A 15,294-nucleotide genomic window follows, 5' to 3' on the forward strand; every position below is an offset into this window, starting at 1 on the left:
CTTACCCCACCTCATCGTCCCGGGCCCTCCGGGCCACGACATCCTCAACGGTCCACCTTCTCACCCGTGCCGGACGGGTCTGTGCTTTCCGCTGCGGTGTTTGGTGTCGGGTCACTCGGCTGCTCCGGGGCGTCTGCCCGGGACCGGGTGCCGGACTCTTCTGTGAGACGACCGGCGGTGCCTTCGGGGTTCTCCGGCGTGCCGCTTTCCGACTCGTCCGCGCCGTCACCGGCTTCTTCTCCGGTGGCTTCCCCACCGCTTTCGGCGTCCTGCGGGTCCTGGGCGGCCTCCTTGGCCGCCGCGCGCTTGCGCTGGGTGTACATGCGGAAGCCGGCGAGGACGAGCAGCAGGACGCCGCCGCCGATGACCAGCATCACCGTGGCCGTGATCTCGGTGACCTTCACGTCGAAGGTGACGGGCGCGCCGTATTCCCGGCCGTCCTGCGTGTAGAGCTGGGCGACCACCGTCACGGGGCCGTTGGCGTTGGCCGACGTGGTGAACTTCACGGACTGGCTGTGCCCGCCCGAGACCGCGACGCCCTGCTCCGCGTACGCCTTGCCGCCGATCTTGAGGCGGGTGGGGTTGGTCGAGGTGAGGCGCAGCACCAGGTGGTCGACGCCCTGGACCAGGTTGTTCTGTACGGTCACCGGGATCGTGGCGCTGCGGCCGGAGAGCTTCGTCTCCGACTTGTCGATCAGCTTGACCTGCTCGGAGAGGTCGTCGAGGTACGCCTCCACGCCGTCGCGGAAGTTCGTCGCCTCGCCGGACCTGCCGCGCCAGGACGTGGCCATCTCACGGTTTATGGCCCGTCCGAAGGGCGTGGCGACCCGGGACGGGTCGGTGAGGACGACCTTGAAGTTGTCGACCTTGTCCTGCGTTCTGGCGATCGTCCAGAAGGCGGTTCGCCCGATCTCCTTCTTGCGCAGCGAGGAGGGGTAGTCCGCGGTGGACGGGATCTTTGTGGTGGCGTCGGGGTCCGGCTTGGCCGCGGCGGCCGCGGTCAGGTCCTGCGACTGGGACCATGTGCTCTGCTGGAGGGCGGTCAGTGCCTGCGCCATGGCGTGGGCCTGGTCCCCGGTGGGCATGCGCTGCGGGGCCACGACGATGCTGCGCTGCATGCTCGTCTGGTTGTCCAGCTCCAGGCTCTGGGCGAGGAACTCCTGCACGGCGAGCGTGGTGGCGCCGGCCTGTGTCAGGTCGCCCTCAAACGCCGTCGACAGGCGGGCGTCCGCGACGACCGCCGTGGTGCCGCCGCCGATCGGGCGGGCGGCGGAGGGCGTGTAGGTCAGCCCGCTGGTCTCCTGGAGGCTGTCGCTGCGTGTGATGACCTTGTCGGCGCCCGCGGAGGTGGCGACCTTGACGATCGAACCGTCGATGGCGCCGTCCACGGGCCAGGCGAAGTCCGTGCTCGGTTTCACGTGGAGCACCGTCTCCACCGTGCTGGCGGCGACGTCGGTGGCGTCCTTGAGCTGACTCAGTGAGCCGGTGACACTCGTGCCGTGGTGGGCGAGGGAGGCCAGGTCCGGGTCGGCGAAGGGAAGTGCCACGACGTCCTTGCCCGCCACCGCCTGCTGGAGCTCGGCCAGCCACTTCTTGGCGACATCCTGATGGGTGCCCGGCACGGACGTGCCGTCGCCGGCCTGGATGCGGTAGTTGCGGGTCATGGCGTCGACGGACGCCAAGAGGTCGGGGTCGATCACCCAGGTGACGTCGAGGGCCTTGCCCAGCGACAGCATCTGCTCCAGGCGCCCGCCGGGAGCGATGTCCTTGGCGAGGCCGTCGTCGAGGAAGACCGGTGTCTGCTGTGCGCCGGGGCCCGTCTCGGCCGTCATGTGGATGCTGGACACGAGCGGCCACAGATAGGTCGTCTTCGTCTTCGTGCCCGCCTCGTCCGGCTGCCACGGCAGGAACGTGCGCTGGATGCCCAGGACCTGCTCCCAGGGCTGGACGGAGGTCTGGCCGGACAGCGAGACGGAGAGTTCGTAGACGCCGTTCGTGACGAGGTTCAGCTTGCCGACCGGCACGGAGATGCTGAAGTGCTCGGCCACGCCCGGAGTGAGCCGGGTGAACTTCTGGACGTACTTGCCGCCGATCTCGGGCCCGTCGGCGCCCGGATCGAATGTGGTGCGCTGGGCCACGGTGTCGATCGCCGAGCGGGTGTTCAGCTCCGGCCCCAGACGCAGGCCCACATGGGCGTCGGTGACGGCCTGCTTGCCCTTGTTCGTCACCGTGCCGGAGACGGTCAGTGTGTTCCCGTCCGTGGGGGCGCTGGGACTGAGCGAGTCGAGAGAGACGGCCACCGTGCGCGAGCCCGATGCGGCCTGCGGGGACTCCTGCCCGGCGGCGTGTACGGACGGTGCGGCGGGCAGCTGGAGCAGAGCGGCCAGCAGCGGTGCTCCAGCGAGCAGCGCCCCGGCACGCCGCAGCCGGCGGCGGGCAGGTGAGGGACTGGTCCCCTGGAAGTCTGCCGCCTCGGCCACGCGCTCGCCCGTCCCTCGTCGTCAGTGGTCGTCGGAATGTGCGTCCACGCATGGTAACGATGTGCGCCGAGGGGAAGTGCCTCGGAGGCGGTCACATGATCGTTGGACGCTGGTGGACGCCCTGGATATGCCTGTATCCCGGGATGCTGTTCGTTACGTCACAAAGGCATGGCTTGAGTCGGTAATAAGCAATAAGGAGTCCACCGGGTCTGCCGCCGCGGCCCCGATGGTGCCGTTTCCGCGCATCGGCCGAGCCCGGCCCCCGAACAATGACGGCGCGGCCGCGTGCCCGGGCCACGTACCCTTTTCTGTTGTGCCGAACGCCAACGAAGACACTTCCCCTGCCCTGAGCCAGGTGCAGCAGCGCGCGGTGAGCGAGCTGCTGCGGGTGGCCCCCGTCGCCGACGACCTCGCGCGCCGTTTCCAGGAGGCCGGGTTCTCCCTCGCCCTGGTCGGCGGCTCGGTCCGGGACGCGCTGCTCGGCCGGCTCGGCAACGACCTGGACTTCACGACCGACGCCCGCCCCGAGGACGTACTGAAGATCGTGCGGCCCTGGGCGGACGCCGTCTGGGAGGTCGGGATCGCCTTCGGCACCGTCGGGGCACAGAAGCAGGCCCGCGTCGGGGACGTCGACCGGTGCTTCCAGATCGAGGTGACCACCTACAGGTCGGAGGCCTACGACCGCTCTTCGCGCAAGCCCGAGGTGTCGTACGGCGACTCCATCGAGGAGGACCTCGTCCGCCGTGACTTCACGGTCAACGCCATGGCCGTCGCGCTGCCGGAGAAGACGTTCATCGATCCGCACGGTGGGATCGGCGACCTCGAGGCACGTGTGCTGCGCACCCCGGGCACACCCGAGGAGTCCTTCTCGGACGATCCGCTGCGCATGATGCGGGCCGCGCGTTTCGCCGCCCAGCTCGACTTCGCCGTCGCCCCGGAGGTCGTGACGGCGATCAAGGAGATGGTGGGGCGCATCGAGATCGTCTCGGCCGAGCGGGTCCGGGACGAGCTGAACAAGCTGGTCCTGTCGGCCCACCCGCGCAAGGGCCTGACCCTGCTCGTCGACACCGGTCTGGCCGGTCATGTCCTGCCTGAGCTGCCCGCCCTGCGTCTGGAGAGGGACGAGCACCACCGGCACAAGGACGTCTACGACCACACGCTGATCGTGCTGGAGCAGGCGATGGCGCTGGAGGAGGAGCCCGACCTGACCCTCCGCCTTGCCGCCCTTCTGCACGACATCGGCAAGCCGCGCACGCGCCGCTTCGAGAAGGACGGCCGGGTCTCCTTCCACCATCACGAGGTGGTCGGCGCGAAGATGACCAAGAAGCGTATGACCGCGCTGAAGTACTCCAACGAGCTGGTGAAGGACGTTTCACGGCTGGTCGAACTCCATCTGCGTTTCCATGGCTACGGCACCGGAGAGTGGACGGACTCGGCGGTGCGCCGCTATGTCCGCGACGCCGGCCCGCTGCTCGATCGCCTTCACAAGCTGACCCGCTCGGACTGCACCACCCGCAACAAGCGCAAGGCGGGTGTGCTGTCCCGGGCGTATGACGGCCTGGAGGAGCGCATCGCCCAGCTTCAGGAGCGGGAGGAGCTCGACGCGATCCGCCCGGAGCTCGACGGCAACCAGATCATGGAGATCCTCGGCGTCAAGCCCGGACCGGCCGTCGGCAAGGCGTACAAGTACCTGCTGGAGCTCCGTCTCGAGAACGGCCCGATGGGGCACGACGCGGCGGTGGCGGCGCTCAAGGAGTGGTGGGCCGAGCAGGAGGAGCAGGGCTGAGGCCGTGCGAAGAGGGCTCGTGTTTCACGTGAAACACGAGCCCGGGAAACACCAAGGGGCGATGTTCCACGTGAAACATCGCCCCTTCGTCATGGGTCATACGGCTGCTACTGCCCCGCGCCGGCGCCGGTCTCCTTCAGGCACAGCACCACGTCGTGCCCGCCTCCGGTCTGGACGTAGGAGACGGTCCACCCCTTGACGCTTTCGCACTTGTTCTCGTCGGAGGAGCCGTCGAACTTCTGGATCACCTTGTACTCGGCCTCACCCGAGGAGCAACCGACCTCCTTGAGATCGGGGTCGGAGTCGGTTCCCTTGTTGTGCAGGCAGGCACCCACCGAGGTCGTCTCGGCGTCGCTCTGGCTGAACCACCAGCCGATACCGAACTTGACGAGGAAGATGGCGACAGCGACGACAATCGCCCCGATGATGCGCAGCGCCTTCTTGCTCCCGGACTTCTGCGGAACGGGCGGCGGGACCGGTGCACCCTGCTGCTGCGGGAAGGGGGCGTACGGCGCCTGCGGCGGGTAGGGCTGCTGCGGGGCTACGGGCTGACCGGGCTGCTGCCCCAGGGGAGCGGTGGGCGCCTGGGCGTGCGGGTTCTGGCCCTGGGGCGGCGGAGTGGTCACTTGGGGATCCCCCTGGAACTTGAGCATGATGGCTGGAACATGCTGTCGAAATAAGACGCACGTAAGTTACAGGTCAGGACTGACACTGCCGTAGCCCGCGGGGGACTCTGTGTCATTGATGTGACACTTACCGGCCTACAAAGCGGGTCATAGCTGCCGCGACCGCTCCATAGATCACGGCGACCAGGACGACGAGTGCGGCCGAGCGGCCGTCCGTCGGGAGTATCAGCGCGGCGACCCCCGCGGCGCCGACGAAGGCCACGTTGAACAGCACGTCGTACACGGAGAAGATCCGGCCGCGGAAACCGTCGGCGACCGCAGACTGCACCATCGTGTCCGTGGCGATCTTGGCGCCCTGGGTGGTCAGCCCCAGCACGAACGCCGCGACCAGCAAAGGACCCGCGGCGAACGGCAGGCCCAGCGCGGGCTCGAGAACCGCGGCGCAACCGGCGCACACGGCGATCCAGCGTGCCGGCCCGAGCCGGCCCGCCGCCCACGGTGTCACCACGGCGGCCGCGAAGAAGCCGACGCCGGAGAGGGCCAGTGCCAGCCCGAGCAGACGCAATCCCTCCCGTGTGTTCGAGGCCAGGCCGTAGCGGCACAGCATCAGCACCAGGACGGTCAGTGCCCCGTAGCAGAACCGCATCAGCGTCATCGAGGCCAGCGCCCAGGCGGCCCGCCGCCGTGACGGCGCGGCGAGGTGCCGGACAGCCGCCATCAGGTCGCGTGCGGTGACGGTCAGTGCCGTGCCCAGCCGTGGCCGCTTCGGCTCCCGGTCGGGCCCGAGCAGATCCGGTGCCATGAGCAGCGAGGCCAGGGCCGCGCACAGATACAGGGCGGCCCCCAGCAGCACCACGGCCGCGTCGGAGTCCGCTCCCACCAGCCGTACGGCGAAGGCGAGACCGCCACCCGCGAACGCGGCCAGGGAACCGGCGGTCGGCGACAGGGAGTTGGCCATCACCAGCCGCTCGGCGTCGACAACACGCGGCAGCGCGGCGGACAGGCCGGCGAGGACGAAGCGGTTGACGGCGGTGACACACAGCGCGGAGACGTAGAACAGCCAGCTCGGCACGGCGGCGACCATCAGCACGGCCGTGGCCGTCGCCATCACGGCACGCGCCAGGTTGCCGTAGAGGAAGACCTGGCGGCGGCGCCAGCGGTCCAGCAGCACGCCCGCGAAGGGGCCGACCAGGGAGTACGGCAGGAGCAGCACCGCCATCGCGGAGGCGATCGCGGCGGGCGAGGTCTGCTTCTCCGGGGAGAAGACCACGTAGGTGGCGAGCGCGACCTGGTAGACGCCGTCGGCGCTCTGGGAGAGCACCCGTACGGCGAGCAGGCGCCTGAAGTTCCTCAAGCGCAGCAGGACACGCAGGTCACGGACGACGGCCATGGGGCACAGCCTCACATGTGGGAGGGCCCCCGGGTGCACGCGCGGCGTACACGGACGGGGGCCCAACAGCCCTGGCAGGAGCGGTTTTGCGAAGCGCTCTCTAGCGCTCGACCTCGCCGCGGATGAACTTCTCCACGTTCTCGCGGGCCTCGTCGTCGAAGTACTGCACCGGCGGGGACTTCATGAAGTACGAGGACGCCGACAGGATCGGACCACCGATGCCCCGGTCCTTGGCGATCTTCGCGGCGCGCAGGGCGTCGATGATGACACCGGCGGAGTTCGGGGAGTCCCAGACCTCGAGCTTGTACTCCAGGCTCAGCGGAACGTCGCCGAAGGCGCGGCCCTCGAGGCGGACGTAGGCCCACTTGCGGTCGTCGAGCCAGGCCACGTAGTCGGACGGGCCGATGTGGACGTTCTTCTCGCCGAGGTCCCGGTCGGGGATCTGCGAGGTGACGGCCTGGGTCTTGGAGATCTTCTTGGACTCCAGCCGGTCGCGCTCCAGCATGTTCTTGAAGTCCATGTTGCCGCCGACGTTCAGCTGCATGGTGCGGTCCAGGACGACACCGCGGTCCTCGAACAGCTTCGCCATGACGCGGTGCGTGATGGTCGCGCCGACCTGCGACTTGATGTCGTCGCCGACGATCGGGACGCCCGCCTCGGTGAACTTGTCCGCCCACTCCTTGGTGCCGGCGATGAAGACCGGGAGCGCGTTGACGAAGGCGACCTTGGCGTCGATGGCGCACTGGGCGTAGAACTTCGCCGCGTCCTCGGAGCCCACGGGCAGGTAGCAGACCAGGACGTCGATCTGCTTGTCCTTGAGGATCTGGACGACGTCGACCGGGGCCTCGGCGGACTCCTCGATGGTCTCCCGGTAGTACTTGCCGAGACCGTCGAGGGTGTGGCCGCGCTGGACCGTCACACCGGTGCTGGGGACGTCGCAGATCTTGATGGTGTTGTTCTCGGAGGCGCCGATGGCGTCCGCGAGGTCCAGGCCGACCTTCTTGGCGTCGACGTCGAAGGCGGCGACGAACTCGATGTCACGCACGTGGTAGTCGCCGAACTGCACGTGCATGAGACCCGGGACCTTGGACGCCGGGTCGGCGTCCTTGTAGTACTCGACGCCCTGCACCAGCGACGCGGCGCAGTTGCCCACGCCGACGATGGCTACGCGAACCGAACCCATTCCGGTTGCTCCCTGTGTGTAATCGGTGAAGCCCCGACGGGACCTCACGTGGCGGTGTCGTCGGGCGTATCCGGCCGGGGAGACTCCCCGGACCGGGGCAGGCCGCCCGTCGCTCCAGTGGTGGTGTCCAGCGACGCGGGTCCCCCGGAGGCGGAACCCTTGAGGTCCCGCCCGGCCCGCTCGCTCTCGATGAGCTCGTTCAGCCAGCGCACTTCGCGCTCCACGGACTCCATTCCGTGGCGCTGGAGCTCGAGTGTGTAGTCGTCGAGGCGCTCCCGGGTCCGCGTCAGGGAGGCACGCATCTTCTCCAGACGCTCCTCCAGGCGGCTGCGGCGGCCCTCCAGCACACGCATGCGTACGTCGCGCGAGGTCTGCCCGAAGAAGGCGAAGCGCGCGGCGAAGTGCTCGTCCTCGTAGGTGTCGGGGCCCGTCTGCGAGAGCAGCTCCTCGAAGTGCTCCTTACCTTCGGCCGTCAACCGGTAGACGATTTTGGCGCGGCGCCCCGCGAGCGCGGCGGAGACGGCGTCCTCGAGAGCGTTCCCCGGCTCCTCGATCAACCAGCCGTTGGCGACCAGCGTCTTGAGGCAGGGATAGAGCGTCCCGTAGCTGAACGCACGGAACACACCCAGTGACGTGTTGAGTCGTTTGCGCAGCTCGTAGCCGTGCATCGGGGATTCGCGGAGCAGGCCGAGTACGGCGAACTCGAGGATGCCGGAACGCCGGCCCATCGTCGCCTCCTCTCTGCCGCGATCCGGTGGCGGCGGGGGCCGCTCCGGGTGCCGTGACGGTGCTTATCTCACACTGATGTATCGACTCGATACATCACGACGATAGATCCCAGCCCGGGATGCGACAAGAGGGGGCAGGGTGAACGGGATCACATCGCAGGTTGGTCCGGGGCAAGTTGCCTGGTTTGGGGTGAACTTCGGGGCTCAGCGGGTTTTGACAGTGCGTAGTCTGTGCGCCATGCACACCGACGGGAACCATGTGACGCCTGGGGAACGTCCTCGTCCCCGGTGCGGTACGGGTGAATACGCGACCGACCACATCCGTACTTCGGGGGGACCGGAAACCAGCCGCCGTTTCCAGGCGCGCAAGGGTGCGCCTGCCCGAGGAGTAATCGTTCGATGAGCGAGCACCGTCGCAAACCGCCGCAGCCGCAGGAAGGCGGACGTGCCGCGGCCCGACGTGGCCAGTCCGGCTCGTCCCCCGGTCGCCGTGCGGCACCGCGAGGCGCCAGCGGATCTCCTGCCGACTCCTATGGATCCGATCCCCACGGGCCGGGTCCGAGGTCGGGTTCGCGCGGCGCGGGGGGTGAGGAGCGCCCGTACGAGGGCCGTGCCGCCGCTCGGCGGGCGGCGCAGAGAGGTGGCGGCCGCCGCGGCCGGCCCGGCGGCCCGAACGGGCCCGGGCGCGGCCGTGGCCGAGCGGCGCCGCCCGCCAAGAACCGCTTCGTCGACTACCCGCGCGCGGGCAAGGACGGGTGGCAGCGCTGGATGCCGTCCTGGAGGCTCGTGACGGGGCTGTTCATCGGCTTCGTGGGGAGCCTGGTGGCGGTCGCCGGCATCGGATACGCCATGGTGGGCGTGCCCGATATCGCGAAGACCGCGACCGCGCAGAACAACGTCTACCTCTGGTCCGACGGTTCGCAGATGGTCTCGACGGGTGGTGAGACGAACCGGCAGATCATCAACCTGTCGCAGATCCCCGAGGCGATGCAGTGGGCGGTCATCTCCCAGGAGAACAAGACCTTCTACTCCGACGGCGGCGTCGACCCCAAGGGCATCGCCCGCGCGTTCTTCAACATGGCCACCGGCGGCCAGACCCAGGGTGGTTCCACCATCACCCAGCAGTACGTGAAGAACGCGATGTTGGACGACCAGTCGCAGACGATCTCCCGTAAGTTCCGGGAGATCTTCGTCTCGGTCAAGGTGGGCGCCACCGTCGACAAGAAGGAGATCCTGGCGGGCTACCTGAACTCGGCCTACTACGGCCGGGGTGCCTACGGTATCCAGGCGGCGGCGCGCGCCTACTTCAACAAGGACGCCATCGATCTGAACCCGGGCGAGTGCGCCTTCCTGGCCGCGACGCTCAAGGGCGCCACGTACTACGACCCGGCGGGACAGACCTCCATCGACCCCGTCCAGGCCACCGCGGAGAAGAACGCCAAGCGGGCCCTGACGCAGATGCAGGACACGCTCGACAAGATGGTCGAGGGAAAGCATCTGGACCTCACCGAGCGGGAGAAGTACACCACGCTCCCCGCCTGGAAGAACCCGCGGTCGAACACCCAGCTGAGCGGTCAGATCGGCTACCTCGTGGACCTGGCCAACAGCTATCTGGTCACCCACAGCGACGAGACCGGCATCACCGCGGACAAGCTGCGGCTGGGTGGCTACACGATCAAGACGACCTTCAACAAGAAGAAGGTCACGAAGCTGGAAGACGCGGTCAAAAAGGTCCAGAAGGAAAATATCAACCCCAAGCTGCGCCCGAAGACGGACACGCACGTCCAGTTCGGCGGGGCCTCGGTGGACCCCAAGACGGGTGCCATCGTGGCGATCTACGGCGGTGAGGACGCGACCAGGCACTTCACCAACAACGCCGACGCGACCGGTGCCCAGGTCGGCTCGACGTTCAAGCCCTTCGTGCTGGCCGCGGCCATGCGTGACGGTGTCCGTGATCCGCACGGGGAGGCGTCGCAGGCACAGGACGAGCGCACCCAGGTGTCGCCCAAGAGCCGCTACAGCGGTCAGAACAAGCTCAAGATCAAGGACTACGACGGGACCGTCTGGAGGAACGAGAAGGGCAAGGAGTGGCTGCAGCGCAACGACGGCAACGACTCGCTCGGAGATCCCCCGGACTACATGATCGACCTGCGCGAGGCGATGCGGGAGTCGGTGAACTCCGCCTTCGTGCAGCTCGGCATGGACGTCGGCCTGGACAAGGTCAAGCAGGCCGCCCTGGACGCCGGCCTGAAGGAGAACAGCCTGGCCGGCACCAGCTTCCCGACCTTCTCCATCGGCACCTCCGACCCCAGCGCCATCCGCATGGCGGGCGCCTACGCCACCTTCGCCAAGAGCGGTGAGCAGAACGACCCGTTCTCCGTCCTGGAGGTCAACAGCAAGGACGGGCAGGTCTACACGCACGAGAACAAGCCCAAGCAGGCCTTCGAGCCGGCCGTCGCCGACAACGTCACGGACGTCCTCAAGACCGTGGTCGAGAAGGGTACGGGCACCAACGCCCGGCTACCCGGGCGTGAGGTGGCCGGCAAGACCGGTACCACCGACGGAAACAAGTCAGCCTGGTTCGTCGGCTACACCCCGCAGCTGTCCACCGCGATCGGCATGTTCCGGATGGACGACGACGAGAAGAACAAGTCGCGCAAGTTCGAGAAGATGTACGGCACGGGCGGCCAGGACAAGATCCACGGTGCCTCGTTCCCCTCCGAGATCTGGCACGACTACATGATGGAGGCGCTCCAGGGCATGCCGGTCGAGAAGTTCCCGACGCCGGAGCCCATCGGCGAGATCGTCAACGCGGCGCCCAGCCCGACGCCGTCCCCCTCGGCCACCGAGTCCGAGGAGGCGAGTCCGACGCCGTCCCCCACGCCCAGTGACATCGAGCCCAGTCCGACTCCCACGCCGTCCCGATCGCGCTGCGGCTTCTTCGGCTGCAACGACACCGGCGGCGATACGAGCGACGGAGGTACGGACGGCGGTAACAGTCCGTCGCCGTCACCGACCGATTCAGGCATCGACAACAACGGCAACGGCAATGGCACGGGAGGCGGCAACCGGGGCAACGGCAACGGCGGCGGAAATGGCTTCTTCGGAGGCACGACCAACTAGCCGCCTGACCGCCCCACGAGGGTGTTTCACGTGAAACAAGGGCCGCCGCACCCACCGGGTGCGGCGGCCCTCGGCTTTTTCTTGGACGTGTGCGGCAGGATGTGCCTCATGCCCAGTGCTGAATCGACACAAGCGAGCGTGCACGAGCCGGACCCGGTGCGGCCCACCAAGGAGGACGAGGTCGCGGCGGCCGGCAGCGAGCTGATCGGCGGCCCCGTCGGGCGGCGTGCCCTGCTCGGGAGGTCCTGGTGGACCCCCGTACGGGTCGTCGCGCTCGTCGCGATCGGTGTGTTCGCCCTCGGCCTGGTCCAGAAGGTCCCCTGCTACCAGGGCGCCTGGTTCTTCGGCGCGAGCTCGCAGTACACGAAGGCCTGCTACTCGGACATTCCGCACCTCTACCAGGGACGCGGCTTCGCCGAAGGCCTCGTGCCCTACTTCGACAGACTCCCCGGCGACATGCCGTACCTGGAGTACCCCGTACTGACCGGGGTCTTCATGGAGGTGGCCTCCTGGCTGACCCCGCACAGCAGCAGCATCCAGCACCAGGAACAGTGGTACTGGATGGTCAACGCCGGGATGCTGATGGTGTGCGCGGCCGTCATCGCCGTCTGTGTGGCCCGCACCCACGCCCGGCGGCCGTGGGACGGCCTGCTGGTCGCCCTCGCGCCGGCCTTCGCGTTGACCGCCACCATCAACTGGGACCTGCTGGCGGTCGCTCTGACGGCCGCCGCGATGCTGATGTGGTCCCGCGGACGCTCGGTCGCCTTCGGCGTCCTGCTGGGCCTCGCCACGGCCGCCAAGCTCTATCCCGTCTTCCTGCTCGGCCCGCTGTTCGTGCTGTGCTGGCGCGCGGGGAAGTGGCGGGACTTCGGCAAAGCCCTGGCGGGCGCGGTCGTCGCCTGGCTGGTGGTGAACCTGCCGGTGATGGCCTTCGCCTCGGAGGGCTGGTGGCAGTTCTACAAGTTCAGCCATGACCGGGGCGTCGACTTCGGCTCCTTCTGGCTCGTCTGGGCCCAGAACTCGAGCAGTCCGCCGAGCACCGACTTCGTCAACACCTCGGCCACCCTGCTGGTGGTGCTGTGCGGCCTCGGTATCGCCGTGCTGACGCTGTACGCCCCGCGCCGTCCGCGCTTCGCCCAGCTCGCCTTCCTGATCGTGGCGGCCTTCATCCTCACCAACAAGGTCTACTCGCCGCAGTACGTCCTGTGGCTGGTCCCGCTGGCCGCGCTGGCCCGCCCCAAGTGGCGGGACTTCCTGATCTGGCAGGCCTGCGAGGTGGCGTACTTCCTGGGGATCTGGATGTACCTCGCGTACACGACCAGCGGAGACGCCCACAAGGGTCTGCCGACCGACGGCTACCACGGGGCGATCGTCGTGCACCTGCTGGGCACGCTGTACCTGTGCGCGGTCGTCGTGCGCGACATCCTCATGCCGGAGCGGGACGTGGTGCGCCGAGCCGGGGACGACGACCCCTCGGGCGGGGTCCTCGACGGCGCCGAGGACGTCTTCGTCCTCGGCACCCGGGCCCGTCCGCCGCACCCGGAGGCCGACTTCGAGGGGCCGCAGGTGGAGTGGGGCGGGCAGGGCACGTCCGTACCCCAGGGTGGTTCGCTCTGAGCGAACAGGGTTTCAGGAGGTCATGAGAAAGGCCGTACCGGCACCGCCGGTACGGCCTTTCGCGTCGGAACGGGGCCCGGGGGCTCAGCGGTCCATGAGCCGGTCGAACTGCGTGGTGGTGTGGCGCAGATGGGCCACCAGTTCGTCGCCGACCTTGGGCTCCTCCGCGTCCGAGGGAACGAAGAGGATCGACACCTGCATGTGCGGCGGCTCCGCGAACCAGCGCTGCTTGCCGCTCCAGACGAACGGGGAGAGGTTGCGGTTCACCGTGGCCAGGCCGGCGCGGGCGACGCCCTTGGCGCGCGGCATGACGCCGTGCAGCGCCTTGGGGGCCTCCAGGCCCACCCCGTGCGATGTACCGCCCGCCACGACCACCAGGAAGCCGTCCGAGGCCGCCTTCTGCTGGCGATAGCCGAAACGGTCGCCCTTGTTGACCTGTGTGACGTCCAGGACCGCGCCGCGGTACTCGGTGGCCTCGTGGTCCCCCAGCCAGAGCCGCGTGCCGATGCGGGCACGGAAATGCGTCTGTGGGAACTGCTGCTGCAACCGGGCGAGTTCCTCCGCCTTGAGGTGGCTGACGAACATCGTATGCAGCGGCAGGCGGGCCGCGCGCAGCCGGTCCATCCAGCCGATGACCTCCTCCACGGCGTCCGAGCCGTCCGTGCGGTCCAGCGGCAGGTGGATGGCGAAGCCCTCCAGCCGGACGTTCTCGATGGCGGCGTGCAGCTGCGGCAGGTCCTGCTCGCTGATGCCGTGCCGCTTCATCGAGGACATCACCTCGATGACGACACGGGCCCCGACGAGGCCGTACACCCCGTCGACCGAGGACACCGAGCGGATCACACGGTCGGGCAGCGGCACCGGCTCCTCGCCGCGGCGGTACGGCGTCAGCACCAGCAGGTCACCACTGAAGAAGTCCTTGACGCGTGCGGCCTCGTACGTCGTGCCGACGGCGAGGATGTCGGAGCCCAGCCGAGTGGCCTCCTCCGACAGCCGCTCGTGCCCGAATCCGTAGCCGTTGCCCTTGCAGACCGGGACCAGGCCGGGGAACTGCTCCTGCACGTGCTTGTGGTGCGCCCGCCAGCGCGCGGTGTCGACGTAGAGCGTGAGCGCCATGGCCGGACCTGGAACCTTTCTGGTGGCTGCGGTGTATCAGAAGTATGGAAGGTGTCGACGGGGTCGAAGCGAAGAGCCTCGGGTCAGCGGCGCGACATGTAGATGTCGAGCGCCTTGTGAAGCAGCTTGTTCAGTGGGAAGTCCCACTCTCCGAGGTACTCGGCGGCCTGGCCGCCGGTGCCGACCTTGAACTGGATCAGGCCGAAGAGGTGGTCCGTCTCGTCCAGCGAGTCGGAGATGCCGCGCAGGTCGTAGACCGTGGCGCCAAGGGCGTAGGAGTCGCGCAGCATCCGCCACTGCATCGCGTTCGAGGGCCGGACCTCACGGCCGATGTTGTCGGAGGCGCCGTAGGAGTACCAGACGTGCCCGCCGACGATCAGCATCGTCGCCGCTGCCAGATTCACGCCGTTGTGCCGGGCGAAGTACAGCCGCATGCGGTTGGGGTCCTCGGTGTTGAGGGCCGTCCACATGCGCTGGAAGTACGACAGCGGGCGGGGCCGGAACTGGTCGCGCACCGCCGTGATCTCGTACAGCCGCTGCCATTCCTCGAGGTCCTGGTAGCCGCCCTGGACGACCTCGACCCCAGCCTTCTCCGCCTTCTTGATGTTGCGGCGCCAGAGCTGGTTGAAGTTCTTGTGCACCTCTTCCAGGGACCGGTTGGCGAGCGGCACCTGGAAGATGTAGCGGGGCTGCACGTCGCCGAAGCCGGCGCCGCCGTCCTCACCCTGCTGCCAGCCCATGCGGCGCAGCTTGTCGGCGACTTCGAAGGCGCGGGGCTCGATGAAGTCGGCCTCCAGGTCGCGCAGGCGCTTGACGTCCGAGTCCTGGATGCCCTTCTTGATGGTCTCGGAGTTCCAGCGGCGGATGATCACCGGCGGGCCCATCTTCACCGAGAAGGCGCCCTGCTGCTTCAGATGCGCCAGCATCGGCTGGATCCAGTCGTCGAGGTTCGGCGCGAACCAGTTGATGACCGGACCCTCGGGCAGGTAGGCGAGATACCGCTTGATCTTGGGCAGTTGGCGGTACAGGACGAGACCCGCGCCGACCAGTTCGCCGGTGCGGTCGTCGAACCAGCCGAGGTTCTCCGAGCGCCACTCCGCCTTGACCTCTGCCCAGGCCGGGACCTGCATGTGACTCGCCGCGGGCAGGTTCTGGATGTAGGCCAGATGCTGCTCTCGACTGATGGTCCTCAGGGTCAGGCTCATTCGGGGCGCTCCTCGGGCTGGCGTGTCCCCATGGGTACAG

General features: G+C 68.4%; 10 protein-coding genes. 3 read left to right on the forward strand and 7 right to left on the reverse strand.

The genetic code is table 11. The features are described 5' to 3' along the window. Window positions 1-44: 44 nt before the first annotated feature. Window positions 45-2,480, reverse strand: coding sequence for a DUF6049 family protein (locus tag ACIHCX_RS18210; RefSeq protein ID WP_400030474.1), 2,436 nt, complete (start codon window positions 2,478-2,480; stop codon window positions 45-47). Between the two features lie 313 nt (window positions 2,481-2,793). Here ACIHCX_RS18210 and ACIHCX_RS18215 point away from each other — a divergent pair, with 313 nt between their 5' ends. Continuing rightward, entirely contained in the window at window positions 2,794-4,266 is a 1,473-nt protein-coding gene (locus tag ACIHCX_RS18215) for a CCA tRNA nucleotidyltransferase (protein ID WP_400030476.1), read from the forward strand. Window positions 4,267-4,373: 107 nt separating this feature from the next. On the opposite strand, the gene ACIHCX_RS18220 is transcribed toward ACIHCX_RS18215, so the two are convergent. The 4 genes from ACIHCX_RS18220 to ACIHCX_RS18235 all read right to left on the reverse strand — a co-directional run bounded on the left by ACIHCX_RS18220 (window position 4,374) and on the right by ACIHCX_RS18235 (window position 8,193). After that, entirely contained in the window at window positions 4,374-4,892 is a 519-nt protein-coding gene (locus ACIHCX_RS18220) for a hypothetical protein (RefSeq protein ID WP_400030479.1), read from the reverse strand. Window positions 4,893-5,019: 127 nt separating this feature from the next. Beyond that, complete coding sequence (locus ACIHCX_RS18225; protein ID WP_400030481.1) at window positions 5,020-6,282, reverse strand: MFS transporter; 1,263 nt, start codon at window positions 6,280-6,282, stop codon at window positions 5,020-5,022. Between the two features lie 100 nt (window positions 6,283-6,382). After that, a complete protein-coding gene (locus tag ACIHCX_RS18230) occupies window positions 6,383-7,465 on the reverse strand; it encodes an inositol-3-phosphate synthase (RefSeq protein WP_400030483.1) in 1,083 nt (360 codons plus the stop codon). Between the two features lie 44 nt (window positions 7,466-7,509). After that, window positions 7,510-8,193 (reverse strand): PadR family transcriptional regulator, encoded by a 684-nt coding sequence (locus tag ACIHCX_RS18235; protein ID WP_400030485.1) that lies wholly within the window; start codon window positions 8,191-8,193, stop codon window positions 7,510-7,512. Window positions 8,194-8,592: 399 nt separating this feature from the next. Here ACIHCX_RS18235 and ACIHCX_RS18240 point away from each other — a divergent pair, with 399 nt between their 5' ends. Together ACIHCX_RS18240 and ACIHCX_RS18245 are read left to right on the forward strand one after the other, a co-directional pair. Continuing rightward, the gene (locus tag ACIHCX_RS18240) at window positions 8,593-11,316 is read left to right on the forward strand and encodes a transglycosylase domain-containing protein (RefSeq protein WP_400030487.1); all 2,724 of its coding nucleotides are present in this window, start codon (window positions 8,593-8,595) and stop codon (window positions 11,314-11,316) included. A gap of 108 nt (window positions 11,317-11,424) precedes the next feature. After that, window positions 11,425-12,933 (forward strand): glycosyltransferase family 87 protein, encoded by a 1,509-nt coding sequence (locus ACIHCX_RS18245; RefSeq protein ID WP_400030489.1) that lies wholly within the window; start codon window positions 11,425-11,427, stop codon window positions 12,931-12,933. An 84-nt stretch (window positions 12,934-13,017) separates the two neighbouring features. Here the strand turns inward: ACIHCX_RS18245 and ACIHCX_RS18250 are convergent, their stop codons facing one another. Both ACIHCX_RS18250 and femX read right to left on the reverse strand, forming a co-directional pair. Then, a complete protein-coding gene (locus ACIHCX_RS18250) occupies window positions 13,018-14,049 on the reverse strand; it encodes an alanine racemase (RefSeq protein WP_400030491.1) in 1,032 nt (343 codons plus the stop codon). A gap of 83 nt (window positions 14,050-14,132) precedes the next feature. Then, window positions 14,133-15,254 (reverse strand): peptidoglycan bridge formation glycyltransferase FemX, encoded by a 1,122-nt coding sequence (femX, locus tag ACIHCX_RS18255; RefSeq protein ID WP_400030493.1) that lies wholly within the window; start codon window positions 15,252-15,254, stop codon window positions 14,133-14,135. Between the last annotated feature and the right edge of the window lie 40 nt (window positions 15,255-15,294).

The organism is Streptomyces sp. NPDC052043 (assembly GCF_044548235.1).
Classification (GTDB): Bacteria; Actinomycetota; Actinomycetes; order Streptomycetales; family Streptomycetaceae; genus Streptomyces.